This is a genomic window from Flavobacterium aurantiibacter (genome assembly GCF_002251775.1).
Classification (GTDB): domain Bacteria; phylum Bacteroidota; class Bacteroidia; order Flavobacteriales; family Flavobacteriaceae; genus Flavobacterium; species Flavobacterium aurantiibacter.
On the sequence record NZ_NOXX01000185.1, the window covers coordinates 17,878 to 32,913 of the forward strand.

The following is a 15,036-nucleotide window of genomic DNA, read 5'->3' on the forward strand; positions in this document are numbered from 1 at the left end:
TCGTAAAGAAACATAAAAAAAGTCGGCCACTGCGACCGACTTCTCTTTGGCTACTTCTTGTTCTAGAGAATGAATCGAATTAATTCGCCGTTTTTGGTAATCATTTCTACTTGAACGGCTTGATTTTCATCGATTTTAGAAACGAGTTGTGATACGGTTTCGATGTTTTCGGCAGGAACATTTCCGATTTTTAAGATTACGCCGCCTTCTAAATCGTTTGCAAATTCGGCGAGTTTAGAATTTTCGACACTTTTCACCCGCACACCGTAGTTAACTTTCAGTTTTTTGCGTTCGGCTGCACTTAAGTTTTCTAGTTCCAAACCTTTAAAGTCGGCTACGATCATGTCGTATTTCGTGAGTTTCACATTTGCAGTATAGGTTTTTTCGTCGCGTAGAAACGTAACTTTTACTTCGTCGTTCGGACGTTTAGCATTTATGAAACCAGCTAAGTCGGCATAGGTTTGGATTTTTCGGTCATCTAATTTCACGATGATGTCGCCTTTTTTCAAACCGGCTTTTTCAGCACCCGTATTTTTGTTAACGCTACTGATGTACACGCCGCTGGTTTGAGAAATTCCGAGTTCTTTTGAGACAGTAGCATTTAATTCGCCGCACTCAATTCCGAGAATACCGCGTTGTACGTTGCCGTATTCCATGATGTCTTCGATAATTTTGCGAGTAATGTTTGAAGGGACCGCAAACGAATATCCGACGTAAGCACCTGTTTGCGAAGAAATCATGGTGTTGATTCCGATGAGTTCGCCGCGTGTGTTTACGAGCGCACCGCCACTATTTCCGGGATTCACGGCTGCGTCGGTTTGTATAAACGATTGAATGCCGTTATTTCCTAAGTTTCGCGCTTTCGCAGAAACGATACCCGCAGTTACGGTCGAGTTCAAATTGTACGGATTTCCTACTGCAAGAACCCATTCTCCAACTTTAACCGCGTCTGAATCGGCGAAGGTTGCGTAGGGAAGTTTTTCTTTGGCATCGATTTTTAGTAGGGCAATGTCCATTTTGGAGTCGGTTCCAATGACTTTGGCTTTATACGTTTCGTTGTTGTTGAGCGTAATTTCCAATTCACTTGCGTCTTTAATAACGTGGTTGTTAGTCACAATATAGCCGTCTTCGGAAATGATTACACCGGAGCCTGTGCCAATTTGCTCTTGCTGTTGTCCGCCTCGGTAACCGTAAAAGAATTCCATAATAGGATTGCTAATGGTGCGGTACGAAACGTTTTTTACGTGAACCACGCAGTGTACTGCTTGATCGGCAGCTGTAGTGAAATCGATATTTTCTGCGCCAAGCGAAGCATTTCTGAGGTAGTTAGCAGGTGCCGAGGTTACAAGAGATGCAGTTCGGTTGTCTTCAAATAGCAATTTGTAAGCACCAAGCGTGATTGCTCCACTGCTCAATGCTAGAAAGAATAATGATGCATACTTTTTCATAATCGTTCTTCATTTTAACAATTGTAAAATTAAAAAGTCAAATTTCTTGCCAAATCATCTTTAACCAATGATTAACAGCAGCGCCAACAGCCACAGATTACCTATTTTTGTCGTATGAAAATTCATTTTTATAAGTATCAAGGCGCCGGCAACGATTTTGTGATGATCGATAATCGTTCGGGTTCTTTTCCAACAACAAATCACAAATTGGTACAACAGCTGTGTGATCGGCGTTTTGGCATTGGAGCAGACGGTTTGATTGCCTTAGAACCCAGTGAAAACACTGATTTTAAGATGTTGTACTACAATTCCGACGGTAATTTTGGATCGATGTGTGGCAATGGCGGTCGTTGCGCTGTAGCTTTTGCCGCTAAGTTGGGAATCGTTGAAAAACAAACCACTTTTGAAGCAAGTGATGGATTACATACTGCAAAAATTTCAGACGGAACTGTCAGTTTGTCTATGCACGATGTTACTGAAATCAAAAAACTTGATACAGGCTTGTTTTTAAATACAGGTTCGCCGCATTTGGTGCTGGTTGTGGATGATGTAGAAACTGTGGATGTGGCAAGTTTGGGTGCACAATTTCGAAACGATCCGATTTTTGCGCCCGGTGGTACGAATGTCAATTTTGTGCAAATTGTCGATGGTTCCACACTTAAAATGCGAACCTTCGAACGAGGCGTGGAAGCAGAGACGCTGGCATGTGGAACTGGCGCAACGGCAGCAGCATTGGCGTTGTTTTATGAAAAGAAGCTGCTGTCAAACCGAGTGAATCTGCATGTTGCTGGTGGCACTTTAGCAGTGCATTTTTCGTTTGATGGTCGTGCATTTACAGCTGTGGAGTTAATTGGGCCAGCAACAGAAGTTTATTCCGGAACAGTTGATTTATAAAATGACCTACTTAAAAGGCAAAAGCATTTTTCTGCGCGCTCTCGAACCGAGCGATATCGACTTTTTATTTGCTGTTGAAAACGACGTGAGTTTGTGGCACATTTCTCAAACCATGCAGCCTTTTAGTAGGCATATTTTGGAAGCGTATATCGAAAGTGCGAAATCGGATATTTATGAGGCCAAACAACTGCGGCTGGTTATTTGCGAGATAGTAAGCAATAATTTATGTGGATTTATTGATTTGTACGATTTTGATCCGCGAAACAATAGGGCAGGAGTAGGTATTGTTGTTGCAGAATCATTTCGGAAGAAAGGAATAGCGAGCGAAGCTTTGGAGCTCTTAATTACCTACGCTTTTGAATTTTTAAACCTCTTTCAACTTTATGCCTGTGTGGAAGAAAATAATCAAGCAAGTTTGACACTTTTCTCTAAATTTGGCTTCGAAAAAACGGGCGTTCGCAAACAATGGAATTGGACGACGACGGGTTTTCAAGACGAAATATTTTTACAGTTAATACAACACAACCATGTCTAAAAAAGGAAAAATCCTTGCAATTGTATCCGTAGTAATTGTTGCCGTAGCAATTGCTTATGGCTATTCGCTTTATTCTAAGATCTTTAGCGCCAATACCAAGTTTGAGGAAACTGAGGTTTACGTGAATATTCCCAGTGAATCGGATTTTGAAAAGGTGAAGTCGATTATGACTGCCTATGTTCAAAACATGGAAACTTTTGAAATGGTAGCTGGGAAGAAGAAATACAATACCAATGTTAAAAGCGGACGTTTTCTTCTGCGTAAGGGAATGAACAACAACGACATCATCAACAGCTTGCGACAAAGTTTGCCGGTTAACATCACCTTTAATAATCAGGAACGTTTGGAAGATTTTTGTGCCCGAATTGCGTCACAAATCGAGGCCGATAGTTTGGGATTGATGGCTGCCATTACTCAAGAACAATTTTTGACGGAGAATAATCTAACGACCGATAATGTTTTGTCGATTTTTATTCCGAATTCATACGAGTTTTTTTGGGATACCGATGCGATGAGTTTCCGTAACCGCATGCTTAAAGAGCACAGAAAGTTTTGGACGCCCGAGCGTTTAGAAAAGGCAAAAGCACAGAACTTAACGCCAACTGAGGTGTACATCTTAGCTTCGATTGTGCATAAAGAAACGGTTAAAACCGACGAGCGTCCGCGTGTGGCGGGTGTTTATTTGAATCGATTGAAAAAAGGCATCAAGTTGGAAGCCGATCCGACGGTTATTTACGCAGTGAAAAAGAATTCAGGTGACTTTACCTTACAGATTAAGCGTGTCTTGAACAGAGATTTAGCAACAGATAATCCGTACAACACCTATAAATTCTCTGGTTTGCCTCCGGGACCAATCGCTATGCCAGACATTTCGGCTATTGATGCTGTTTTAAATCCAGAAAAGCACGATTACATTTATTTCTGCGCAAGCGTGAGTCGTTTTGGCTACCACGAATTTGCGGTAACAGCTGCTCAGCACGAAGTTAACCGCCAGAAATATGTAGCTTGGATTAATGCTCAAGGAATCAAGCGCTAATGCGTTTATCGTTTCTTGCCTTACTTTTTACACAACTTTTTTTCGGACAGCAGTCGTGGCTAAAGCCCGCCGACTCGTTGAACCAAATGCGTTATAAAGCAATTCTTGTAACCGAAGCCGCATTAGCTACTTCATCTTTACTTGCCTTGCAAACCGTTTGGTACAGTGATTACGAACAAGCTAAATTTCACTTTGTGGATGATAATGCACATTGGCTGCAAGTAGATAAAGCCGGACATGCGTTTTCAACCTACCATTTGGCAGCTTTTGGTACTGATTTAGTGAAATGGTCGGGTGGAAGTAAACGTCAGCAAGAGCGATATGGCTCTACTTTGGGATTGGCGTATCTTACAGCTATTGAGGTCATGGACGGATTTTCCGCAGAGTGGGGCGCTAGTTGGGGCGATGTTGCTGCCAATACGGGAGGTTGGGCGTTGTTTTTTGTGCAAGAACGCTTATGGAAGGAGCAGCGAATCGTACCTAAGTTCTCGTGGCATCGAACAAATTTTGCAGCGCAACGGCCTGCTGCACTCGGTAGTTCAACGTCTGAGCAGATTCTTAAAGATTACAATGGGCAAACGTATTGGCTGTCTGTGAATTTACGTTCATTTATACAAGTAAATCATATTCCGAAGTGGCTAAACCTCGCAGTTGGGTATGGCGGAACCAATATGTTGGCAGCAACGCAAAGTGCGCAAAACGATTTGGGTTTTGGAAATTTGCAACAACAGCGGCAATTTTATCTGGCACTCGATGTTGATTTAACGAAAATTCCTACAAAGAACTTGTTTTTAAAAACGGTCTTTTCTGTTTTCAATACACTAAAGATTCCTGCGCCAACACTGCGATTTTCAGAAGGAAGCCGCGCAAAAGGCTATGGTTTTTACTTCTGAAATTTTTAACAAGCTGATATTCAAATTGGTAATAAAAAGTCGTATATTTGCCTGCTGAAATTTTCAGAAGTGACAGTTCTGAAAGAAATCAATTTTATGATTAAAAAGTGGATATTTTACGCTTCAATCGCTCTTATTCTTGCCTTTATCTCATCAGGTTTTAAAGGTTCTAACAGTCAAGTTATAGACTATTCCGAGGATCAATTACTTCAAACATTTGTTTTACCTTCTCAGTATCCTCAAGATTATTACAAGTATCAAATTGTTTTTACGGGTTACAGTTTCACAGGTTTTAAAGAAGCTGTTGCATTTAAAGAAAGCCAAGGAAATTACCGTCAGGTGAACCGTTTTGGTTACATGGGTAAATACCAGTTTGGAAAAGACGCGCTTTCTTACTTAGGAATTAGAAATCACAGTGCTTTTTTGGCCGACGAAAAGTTGCAAGAACGCGCCTTCGAACGTTTATTAGCCGTTAACAAAGGCAAACTCAAGAAGGAAATTGAGATTTTTTCAGGTAAAGAAGTCGCTGGTGTATTAGTTACCGAAAGCGGAATACTAGCAGCGGCGCATCTTGGTGGATCCAGTTCTGTGAAAAAGTTTCTTTACAGCAATGGAGAAAATCTGAAGCGGGATGGTTTCGGAACTTCGATTGCAAGTTACATGCGTAAGTATGCAGGATACGACACGAGTTCGATCGCAGCAGAAGAATGATTTAAATTAGAACTTTTCTTTTAGTAATATAAAGATAGCAGGTCGGTTTTGCAAATCGACCTTTTCTTTTCGCCACAACTGAACGGTCGTGGTTTTAATAAACTCGGTTGGTAGCGTAATATCTGCGGCAATAGTAAGCAGGGTCGAGTGTCCTAAATGCAGCAGTAAATCTTCGAGCATTTTATTGTTTCGGTACGGTGTTTCGATGAAAATTTGACTCTGATTGCGTTCCATCGAAAGTTTTTCTAAACTTCGAATACTAGTTTTACGCTCGTTTTTATCGATAGGAAGGTAACCATTAAAGGCAAAGTTTTGTCCGTTTAAGCCCGAAGCCATTAATGCCATAAGTATGGAAGAGGGACCAACAAGCGGAACCACTCTAATACCGTTTTGATGTGCTAATTGTACTATAACCGCTCCAGGATCGGCAACGCCTGGGCAACCCGCTTCGCTCATAAGTCCCATATTTTCGCCTAACAACAAAGGTTTAAGCATTTCTTGGAGATCTTCGGATTTAGTATGCTTATTAAGCGCAAACAGTTTTAAATCGGGTTGAGGTTTTGAAGGACAAACCTCTTTAATGAATTTACGAGCTGTTTTTTCGTTTTCAACAATGTAGCTATTTAAAAGCGAGACGGTGCGTCCGATACTTCCGGGAAGCACTTCTGCAGCGGTCGATTCTCCTAAGGTTGTGGGTATTAGGTAAAGCGTACCTTTAAAGAAGACAGGCTTCATGAGCGTTGGTTTTCATCAAGCAATCGATTTGCGATGTTGGTGCACGCTTCGTCGAGCATTTGATATACCAGTGTAAATCCGTTATCGTGGCCGTAATACGGGTCTGGGACATCTACTTTCTCACCAGGGAACAATTCGTCTAAGATTAATCGTGCCTTTGATTTCATTTCTTCGTTTGGAGCGAGTTCTAAAATATCGTCAAGATTCGACTGATCCATTGCATAAATATAGTCGTATCTGAAAAAGTCTTCGGGCTTAAACTGTCGCGCAATTTGTCCGGCAATATCAATATTGTTGAGTTTTGCAATCTTAATCGATCGGGCATCAGGTGCTTTACCAACGTGGTAATTACCGGTTCCTGCCGAATCAACTGCAAATCGATCGCGGGGCAATTTATCTGCTAAAATGCCTTCCGCCAGAGGAGAACGACAAATGTTTCCTAGGCATACCATCAAGATTTTTGTAATCATTACAAAGACAATTTTTTGTGGATGTCGTCTACAAACTTCTTGAACTGCTTATCGGTCGAAACCAAATTGTCAACGGTTTTACAAGCGTGAAGTACGGTAGCATGGTCGCGGTCGCCGATTTGGCTACCTATATTTGCTAACGACGCTTTGGTAAACTTCTTAGCGAAGAACATAGCTAACTGTCGGGCTTGTACTACGTGACGTTTTCTGGTTTTAGATTGTAGCGTATCAATATCTAATTGGAAATAATCTGATACAACTTTTTGTATATAATCTATTGAAATTTCGCGCTTTACGTTCTTTACGAATTTTTCAACAACCTGTTTTGCAAGTTCGATTGTTACTTCCTTTTTATTGAAAGAAGATTGAGCAATTAGTGAAATAATGGCACCTTCGAGTTCACGTACGTTTGTTTTGATATTTCTAGCAACGTACTCGATAATTTCGTCGGGCATTTCCACGCCGTCACGATATAAAATATTCTTTAAAATCGCGATACGTGTCTCGTAATCAGGTTGGTAAATTTCGGCAGACAAGCCCCATTTGAAGCGAGATAACAAACGATGTTCGATGTCTTGCATGTCTACAGGCGCCTTGTCTGAAGTTAAAATTACTTGCTTATTGTTTTGATGTAAGTAATTGAAAATATGGAAGAATACGTCTTGTGTTCCACTTTTTCCTGAAAAGAATTGAACGTCGTCGATAATCAATACGTCGATCAACTGGTAAAAGTGAATAAAATCGTGACGGTTATTCTTCTTTACAGAATCTATGAATTGTTGTGTAAAGATTTCTGCAGAAATATAAAGTACTGTTTTTTCGGGATATTTATCTTTGATTTCTACGCCAATAGCATGCGCTAGGTGTGTTTTTCCGAGACCAACTCCGCCAAAAATTAACAGTGGATTAAACGAGGTTCCACCAGGTTTGTTCGCCACCGCTAAACCAGCTGAACGAGCTAGGCGGTTCGATTCGCCTTCTAAAAAGTTGTCGAAACTGTAATTGGTATTTAGTTGCGATTCGATTTTCAGATTTCGTATTCCTGGAATAACAAACGGATTTTTTAATTCCGGACTTAGATTTCTGAAAGGCGCATCTACTTCTTGGGTTTTTACAGGAGCGCGACTTGCACTTGGAAGCTGTTCGGTAAAAGGTTGATTGTTGCCGTACGTGTTCTCCATCTTAATTTTGTACAGCAATTTGGCATTCTTACCTAGTTCTTTCGTCAGAGCAACTTTAAGCAACTTCACATAGTGCTCTTCCAACCACTCGTAAAAGAATTTACTCGGAACTTGAATGTATAATGCATTATCCGTAAGCTCAACCGATTTAATTGGCTCAAACCAAGTTTTGTATGCTTGATCTTGAATATTGTCCTTTATAAAAGACAGACAATTTTCCCATACCGATTGCGCGGTTTTTGTCATAAATCCTTCTTTTTTTTGAGTTTGTCTTGTTGAATTTCCACCAAATCAGAGCGTTTCGGTAGATATGTTCAGGTGAACAAATATGTGAACAAAAATCTTTAAAAAAAAATAATTTGGGGATTGAATTTTTGAAAAAATAGTTGTAAGATGTGCTCGTTTAACACCGTAAAAATTCATTTCAAAAATACATGAAATCACACCAATATGAAACTAGAATTCGCTATGCCGAAACCGATCAAATGGGCGTTGTATACCACGGAAATTATGCCGTGTTTTTTGAGATAGGTCGTGTGGAATGGTTGAGATCACTGGGGATTTCGTATAAATGGATGGAAGACAACGGAATTATGTTGCCCGTTGTTTCGCTGACAATGAACTACAAAAAACCGGCGCGTTACGACGACGAAATTACCGTCACAACTTTTTTTGAAAGTCTCTCAAATGTCAAGATTGAGTTTTCTTACGAAATTCGAAATGAGTCAAACGACTTATTAACAACAGGTTCGTCAATTTTGGTGTTTGTAGATAAATTAACCGGCCGCCCCACACAACCGCCTTCGTACATTCTCGAAAAGTTAGCTAATTTCAGTGAGTCTTAATACGTGATTGTGCTCAGAAAAGCTCGTGCGTAAGGATTCGACAGCGGCAACTTTAATTGAAAATTCGATAGAAATTTCAGTTCCTGCACTTTTATCGATGATTTCTCCTTGAACTTTTTTAAGCAAACGAAATATTGCGGCTTCTTGTCCGTACGGTCCTGAAATCTGAAACTGCACTTTTGGTTCGAATTTTTCAAGAACGGCTTCAGCTATGGTTAAGCGTGCCGATTCGCGATAAGCCGAAATTAAACCACCTGTGCCCAATTTCACACCGCCAAAAAAACGTACAACCACACACAAAACATTAATTAAATCGGCCGACAACAATTGTCCGTAAATGGGTTGTCCCGCTGTTCCTGAAGGTTCGCCGTCGTCGGATGCGCGATAAATCAAGTTTTCGTTCGTTCCGCGTAAGCGAAAAGCATAGCAATAATGATTGGCCCCTGGAAATTGATTTTTTACTTCAGCGATTCGCTCTTTTAATTGATTTTCAGATTCTAACGGAATTAAGAAGCCGTAAAACTTACTATTTTTCTCTTTGTAAAGAACCGCGGTAACTGCTTCCGAAATTGTATTCAAGTAGTGTTAGATTAAAGAATTCCTTTATCGTACAAATTCATAATCGATTCTTTGCCAACTTGTAAGTTCCAAACCTGTAAACCTAATTGTGCCGCAGCATCCGTATTTTCTTTCTTATCATCAATAAAAAGCGTGCGTTCTGCAATTAAATCGTGTTTGCGCAGTATAGTGAGATAAACTTGTGGATCTGGTTTTCGCATACCCATTTCATGGCTGTAGTATACTTTCTCAAAGCACTGATAGAAGGCACTGGCAAACGATGCGCCCACTTCTTCTTCAAAAGCTTCCATGTGAATAATGTCGGTATTGGTGAGCAAAAACAATTTGTATTTGCTTTTGAGCATTTGCAGTAATTCCAATCGTTCAAGAGGGAAGTCTCCAATGAGCGTATTCCAAGCTGCTTTTATGGTTTCGATGGATTGTGTAGGAATAAAACTCTGAATTCCAGACAAAAAGGCATTCTCTGTGATTTTCCCGCGTTCAAAAGCATCGTTTAGTTCAAGAAGCTGCTCGTTGGGTTTCTCCAGTCCGATTTTACGAAATGCTTCCAACGATTCGGCTTTGTTCAAATCGATTAAAACATCTCCAAAATCAAAAATAATTGCTTGTATCATTTGGTCTAATGGTTAATAGCTTGTCTGTGCTCGCTCCAACTGCCTCTACTTTTGCATCGCTTTTATCGAATTGAGGTGCCAAAAGTCCGTTTCCAAAATATGACGCGCTTTTAAAAATCCGAACTTCGTCAAAAAGCTTTAGTGCTATAAATTGTTCTAAAACCTGTTTTCCACCTTCTACAATTAGCGATTGAACGTTTTGTTCTTTCAAATAAGTTAGCAATTCAGCGATCCAATTTTCGCGCGAGACCAAATCATGATCGATTCGAATCGTAGGCGCGGCATCATCAAATATAAAATTTTTAGTCGGAATTTTATGTTCAAAATCGAGCAGTAGTCGCAACGGATTATTTCCTTTCCACATACGTGCCGTTAAGCTCGGATTGTCGATTAATGCGGTGCGAGTCCCCACTAGTATGCTTTGTTCTTCGGTACGCATTTTATGCAAAAACTGTTTGCTAAGCTTATTGCTTACTGGAAAATTTGGTTGGTTTGGATCGGCAGTCATAAATCCGTCGGCACTTTCTGCCCATTTTAAAATGATGTAAGGCCGACCTTTCGCATGAAAAGTAAAAAAACGACGGTTTATCTCTTGGCATTCCGCTTCCAAAACGCCAACCGTAACTGCAACGCCTGCGTCTTTTAGACGTGCAATTCCGCTGCCATTAACCAAACTATGGTAATCGATCGTTCCAATAACGACTCGTTTCACGCGATGTTCTAAAATCAGATCGCAGCAAGGTGGGGTTTTTCCGTGGTGATTGCACGGTTCTAAATTTACGTAAAGTGTACTTTCAGCAAGAAGCTCTTTGTTTTTAACGGCTCGTATGGCGTGAACTTCGGCGTGAGGCGTACCCGCTTTCCGATGCCAACCTTCGCCAATAATACAGTTGTTATGTACCACAACGCTGCCTACCAAAGGATTCGGGTAGGTGGTTCCCAAGCCTTTTTTTGCTAATTCCAAGCAGCGAAGCATGTAAACTTTATCGTTCATATCGCAAATGTAAGTTTACGATTAGATATTTTCGCAGATATTTTTTCAAATGGAAACAAGTCTGCAACATTTTCGCAAAAGCTTCATCGGGAATTTCCCAGATGCTCAAGAAGCCGACACGTTCTTTTTTATGTTGTTGGAAGCTTACGCAGAATTGACGAAAGCGCAGTTTTTTGCAGAACCCGATCGCGAACTTTCTGATGAAATTGTGCACCAATTTAACGCTGCCAAAGTACGGTTGTTGCAGCACGAACCGATTCAGTATGTTTTGGGTTACGAGTGGTTTTACGGACGAAAATTCCATGTTAATCCGCATGTGTTGATTCCGCGACCTGAAACCGAAGAATTGGTGGATTGGATTGTAGAAGAGTATCAAAATCGAGGCAATTTGAAGGTTATTGACTTGTGCACAGGTTCGGGTTGTATTGCGATAAGTTTAGCGCTTTCGCTGAAGGGAACCGTCTTTGCAATCGATATTTCTGCCGAAGCATTGGCTGTGGCCGAAAAAAATGCACAATTTTTGGATGCGGCAACCAATTTTATTTTGGCAGATGTTTTGGGAACGGAATTACCTAAGGATTTATTCGACGTAATTGTGAGTAATCCGCCGTATGTAAGGGAAGCTGAAAAAGATGAGATGCAAGCCAATGTTTTAGATTACGAACCGCATTTAGCTTTGTTTGTGACCAATGATGACCCGCTGCTGTTTTACAGACGCATTTTGGAATATGCTCAGAAAAGCTTGAAGCCAGAAGGCAGTTTGTACTTCGAGATTAATCAGTATTTGGAAAAACCGATGCGTGAATTGGCGGTCCAATACAACTTTTACGGACTAACCACACGAACAGATTTTCGTGGAAATGTTCGTATGCTTAAGCTTACTCGTACCTAAGCGCTTCGATGGGATCGAGATTAGATGCCTTAATAGCGGGATATGAACCGGAAACAACTGCTACGATAAAGCTCACGATAAATGCCCAAATGATGGCCATCCACGGAATTACAAATGAAAAACTAAGTGCAGCCGAAATCCCCCAACCAATTAAGAGACCGATTATAACTCCAACTAATCCGCCGATTTGTCCGATAAGCAGTGTTTCAATAAAAAACTGAAAAGCAACCGTTCTTTTGTTTGCCCCTAAGGCTTTTCGGACACCAATTTCTCGTGTGCGTTCAGTTACTGAAACGATCATGATATTCATTAAAGCTATAGAAGATCCAAAAATGGTTATCACGCTAATTACTACGGCAGCAATATCGAGATAACCCGTAATGTCTTGAATTCGTTTGATGAGGTCGTCGCTGCGTTCGATTCCAAAATTGTCTTCTTCCACTGGGCTTAGTTTTCGCACTTGTCGCATGGTAACTACGGCATGATCTACGGCGGCGTTCAGCAGTTTGTTATCGCCAACTTTTACGCTCAAGTCGAAATTAATATTTGGTTCCGTGTACATGGATCGCGCTACTTGAATTGGAATGATTACGCGCAAATCTTGCGAATTTCCGAAAGTAGAACCTTCTTCTTTCAAAACACCAATGACTTTAAATTTGGTTCCGCGAATGGCAATTTCTTTTCCAAGCGGCGGAATATCTTTGAATAGGCCTTTAAGAAAATCGCTTCCCAATATGCAAAAGCGGGTATTATTTGAGATATCGAACGTATTGAAATTTCGACCTTGCGTGAGTTCGAGACCTGCATTGGATAAGAAATTCTCGTCGGCACCAACAACTGATATTTCTGGATCGGTTTTGGCAGAACCGCTGCGTACTTCGGCTTTGGTTGTTGCGGTAAACGATAGGGAAGTAGTGGTTGAAGGATAATCGTACCGACTTACGAAAGCACGTGCTTGGGTGTAATCGATGGTTGGATTGGGTTTCCAGATTTCGTTACTGCCGCCGCGACGCGTAACTTGCGTGTATTGATTGATGTTAAATGTGTTCGAACCCATCGATGCAAAATTTCCAGTAAGCGTATTTTCTAGTGCGGCAACTACGGTTAATATACCAACAAGTGCCATAATACCAATGGCCATAATGAGCACCGTTAATGTGGTACGAAGTATTTGCGACCTGATGGCGCCTCGGGCAATTTTTACGTTTTCGCGAAAGAGTTTAAACATATTTGTTTAGTTGTTTGAAGCGACAATTTGTTACAGTGCTTTCCGAAAAAAGTTCGAACAACAGGCTATTTTGTTAGATATTTGCAACTTCAATTTAAGCTATGAAGACTAAAGCTGCTACAGCAAAAGGAACGCGCGATTTCAATGCATTGGAAATTGCACGCCGCAATTACATCACCGGAGTTATTAAATCGGTTTTTGAAAAGTACGGATTTTCGCCCATTGAAACGCCCACATTTGAAAATAGTGAAACGCTTATGGGAAAGTACGGCGAGGAAGGCGATCGATTGATTTTCAAAATTTTGAACTCGGGTGATTTTTTGAAGGACGTTCCTGCGGATTTGTTGCACGAGAAACAATCTTTAAAAGTTACCAAGCATATTTCTGAAAAAGCGCTTCGTTACGACCTAACAGTTCCGTTTGCGCGTTATGTGGTACAGCACAGAAATGAGATAGAATTGCCGTTTAAGCGGTATCAGATTCAGCCGGTATGGCGTGCAGATCGGCCGCAGAAAGGGCGTTTTAGAGAGTTTTATCAATGCGACGCCGATGTGGTGGGAAGTAAGAGTTTGTGGCAGGAAGTTGAATTAGTTGAAATTTATGCTGAGGTTTTTCAGCGTTTGGAACTAAACGGAACAACGATTAAAATTAACAATCGTAAAATTTTGGCAGGAATCGCTGAATTGATTGGCGCTGCCGATCGGTTGGTGGAATTTACCGTAGTTCTCGATAAACTCGATAAGATAGGCGAGGACGGTGTGATTGCCGAATTAAAAGAGCGTGGATTTGAGCAGGCCAGTATCGATGCCGCTTTACCGATCATTCGGCTTACGGGTAGTTTTGAAGAGAAACTGCAGCATTTGGATGTGCTTTTTGCTGATATCGCTATAGGGAAAGAAGGCGTTTCGGAGATTCGAACTATTTTAAATCGGGTTGATTTGAACGCATTTCCAGCGGTTGCATTGGGTTTAGATTTAACATTGGCTCGCGGCTTAAATTACTACACGGGTACTATCATGGAAGTGGCTGCGCCTGCTGAGGTGGGCATTGGTTCGATTGGTGGAGCAGGTCGCTACGATGATTTAACCGGGATTTTCGGCATGCCGGGCATTAGCGGTGTTGGACTTTCGTTTGGATTGGATCGGATTTATTTGGCCCTAGAGGCATTAAATTTGTTTTCGGATTCGTTGAATGGAACGCCGGAGTTTTTGGTTTTGAATTACGGCGTGCAAGAAGCGGAGTATGCGATGCAGGTTTGCAGAAGATTGCGTAAGTCGGGAAAAACAGTCGATTTTTATCCGGATGCGGCGAAAATTCAGAAGCAATTGCAGTATGCCTCAAAACGCGGATTTGCTAAGGTTGTTTTATGTGGAAGTTCGGAGATGGAGAAGCAAGAGGTTTCCATTAAAGACATGAACAGTGGGACGCAAGTTCAGGTTTCGATTTTGGATTTGTAAGAAATTGTTTTTCAGACGATTTGTTGAATAATTGCCGTTTTTTCAAAGACGTATTTCGCGCGAACGGGTGCAGTGATATCCTTTTTGGCGTTACGTTTTTTCCAGTATCGTTTAGCCAAAAAGATAAAACGGAACACGTGACGGCAGAGCAGGAACGTGGCGCAGCGATGATTTGTATTGCCGGCGCGCCCAAATAAAGGTAAGTCTGCAAAAAAATCTGCTTTTTAGTTGAATTTAAAAAATTATACTTCGAGATAATTCAACAAAAAAGCGACTCGGTTGGGAGTCGCTTTTGTTGGGGTGATTTTAATTTTTACCGTTTTACAAATTTCAGCACTTGTTGTTCGTTGCCGTTTTTGAGGGTGGCAATGTAAGTTCCGGCGGTAAGTCCGGATAGGTTTATAGTTTCGTTGTTGGATTGGATTTTTGTGTTTTTTACAACCCGTCCGCTGAGGTCGAAAATTGAAATTGTAGTGTTTTCGCTAAGTACACGACAAAAATTGTATTAAATTAATTTCCAGCTT

16 protein-coding genes and 1 pseudogene are annotated in these 15,036 nt (G+C 41.0%); 8 read left to right on the forward strand and 9 right to left on the reverse strand.

Annotation, left to right across the window (positions count from 1 at the left end; translation table 11 throughout):
• Positions 1–62 precede the first annotated feature (62 nt).
• Positions 63–1,448, reverse strand: a complete 1,386-nt coding sequence (locus CHX27_RS06610) for a trypsin-like peptidase domain-containing protein (RefSeq protein WP_094485973.1) — start codon at positions 1,446–1,448, stop codon at positions 63–65.
• Positions 1,449–1,562: 114 nt separating this feature from the next.
• Here CHX27_RS06610 and dapF point away from each other — a divergent pair, with 114 nt between their 5' ends.
• From dapF to CHX27_RS06635, 5 genes are all read left to right on the forward strand, one after another.
• Positions 1,563–2,342 (forward strand): diaminopimelate epimerase, encoded by a 780-nt coding sequence (gene dapF / locus CHX27_RS06615; protein ID WP_094485974.1) that lies wholly within the window; start codon positions 1,563–1,565, stop codon positions 2,340–2,342.
• Position 2,343: 1 nt separating this feature from the next.
• Positions 2,344–2,877, forward strand: coding sequence for a GNAT family N-acetyltransferase (locus CHX27_RS06620; protein ID WP_094485975.1), 534 nt, complete (start codon positions 2,344–2,346; stop codon positions 2,875–2,877).
• On the forward strand, positions 2,870–3,913 hold the full coding sequence (gene mltG / locus CHX27_RS06625; protein ID WP_094485976.1) for an endolytic transglycosylase MltG: 1,044 nt from the start codon (positions 2,870–2,872) through the stop codon (positions 3,911–3,913). Before CHX27_RS06620 ends, mltG begins: the two co-directional genes overlap by 8 nt.
• A complete protein-coding gene (locus CHX27_RS06630) occupies positions 3,913–4,806 on the forward strand; it encodes a DUF2279 domain-containing protein (RefSeq protein WP_094485977.1) in 894 nt (297 codons plus the stop codon). The genes mltG and CHX27_RS06630 overlap by 1 nt, the downstream gene beginning before the upstream one ends.
• Before the next feature lie 69 nt (positions 4,807–4,875).
• Entirely contained in the window at positions 4,876–5,517 is a 642-nt protein-coding gene (locus tag CHX27_RS06635; protein WP_317048274.1) for a peptidoglycan-binding protein LysM, read from the forward strand.
• Between the two features lie 6 nt (positions 5,518–5,523).
• Here CHX27_RS06635 and CHX27_RS06640 read toward each other — a convergent pair whose 3' ends face one another.
• From CHX27_RS06640 to dnaA, 3 genes are read right to left on the reverse strand one after another with little or no spacing between them, the layout of a single operon-like run.
• Positions 5,524–6,252: an SAM-dependent methyltransferase gene (locus tag CHX27_RS06640; protein WP_094485978.1), complete on the reverse strand. Its 729-nt coding sequence runs from the start codon at positions 6,250–6,252 to the stop codon at positions 5,524–5,526.
• A complete protein-coding gene (locus CHX27_RS06645; RefSeq protein WP_094485979.1) occupies positions 6,249–6,722 on the reverse strand; it encodes a low molecular weight protein-tyrosine-phosphatase in 474 nt (157 codons plus the stop codon). The genes CHX27_RS06640 and CHX27_RS06645 overlap by 4 nt, the downstream gene beginning before the upstream one ends.
• Entirely contained in the window at positions 6,722–8,149 is a 1,428-nt protein-coding gene (dnaA, locus tag CHX27_RS06650) for a chromosomal replication initiator protein DnaA (protein ID WP_094485980.1), read from the reverse strand. The genes CHX27_RS06645 and dnaA overlap by 1 nt, the downstream gene beginning before the upstream one ends.
• A 188-nt stretch (positions 8,150–8,337) precedes the next feature.
• Between dnaA and CHX27_RS06655 the strand changes: the two genes are divergently transcribed.
• On the forward strand, positions 8,338–8,748 hold the full coding sequence (locus CHX27_RS06655; RefSeq protein WP_094485981.1) for an acyl-CoA thioesterase: 411 nt from the start codon (positions 8,338–8,340) through the stop codon (positions 8,746–8,748).
• On the opposite strand, the gene CHX27_RS06660 is transcribed toward CHX27_RS06655, so the two are convergent.
• The 3 genes from CHX27_RS06660 to ribD are packed head-to-tail and all read right to left on the reverse strand — an operon-like array spanning position 8,725 to position 10,935.
• Positions 8,725–9,327 (reverse strand): IMPACT family protein, encoded by a 603-nt coding sequence (locus CHX27_RS06660; RefSeq protein ID WP_094485982.1) that lies wholly within the window; start codon positions 9,325–9,327, stop codon positions 8,725–8,727. The genes CHX27_RS06655 and CHX27_RS06660 overlap by 24 nt on opposite strands.
• Positions 9,328–9,338: 11 nt before the next feature.
• Positions 9,339–9,941: an HAD family hydrolase gene (locus CHX27_RS06665; RefSeq protein ID WP_094485983.1), complete on the reverse strand. Its 603-nt coding sequence runs from the start codon at positions 9,939–9,941 to the stop codon at positions 9,339–9,341.
• Positions 9,919–10,935, reverse strand: a complete 1,017-nt coding sequence (ribD, locus tag CHX27_RS06670; RefSeq protein WP_094485984.1) for a bifunctional diaminohydroxyphosphoribosylaminopyrimidine deaminase/5-amino-6-(5-phosphoribosylamino)uracil reductase RibD — start codon at positions 10,933–10,935, stop codon at positions 9,919–9,921. Before ribD ends, CHX27_RS06665 begins: the two co-directional genes overlap by 23 nt.
• Before the next feature lie 49 nt (positions 10,936–10,984).
• On the opposite strand from ribD, the gene prmC reads away from it, so the two are divergent.
• Complete coding sequence (gene prmC, locus CHX27_RS06675) at positions 10,985–11,827, forward strand: peptide chain release factor N(5)-glutamine methyltransferase (RefSeq protein WP_094485985.1); 843 nt, start codon at positions 10,985–10,987, stop codon at positions 11,825–11,827.
• Here the strand turns inward: prmC and CHX27_RS06680 are convergent.
• The gene (locus CHX27_RS06680) at positions 11,814–13,055 is read right to left on the reverse strand and encodes an ABC transporter permease (protein ID WP_094485986.1); all 1,242 of its coding nucleotides are present in this window, start codon (positions 13,053–13,055) and stop codon (positions 11,814–11,816) included. The two genes, prmC and CHX27_RS06680, sit on opposite strands and share 14 nt — an antisense overlap.
• 101 nt (positions 13,056–13,156) lie before the next feature.
• On the opposite strand from CHX27_RS06680, the gene hisS reads away from it, so the two are divergent.
• On the forward strand, positions 13,157–14,512 hold the full coding sequence (hisS, locus tag CHX27_RS06685; RefSeq protein ID WP_094485987.1) for a histidine--tRNA ligase: 1,356 nt from the start codon (positions 13,157–13,159) through the stop codon (positions 14,510–14,512).
• Between the two features lie 313 nt (positions 14,513–14,825).
• Here hisS and CHX27_RS15920 read toward each other — a convergent pair.
• Positions 14,826–14,984, reverse strand: a pseudogene (locus tag CHX27_RS15920) (T9SS type A sorting domain-containing protein); the annotation flags it as partial.
• Positions 14,985–15,036: the final 52 nt, after the last annotated feature.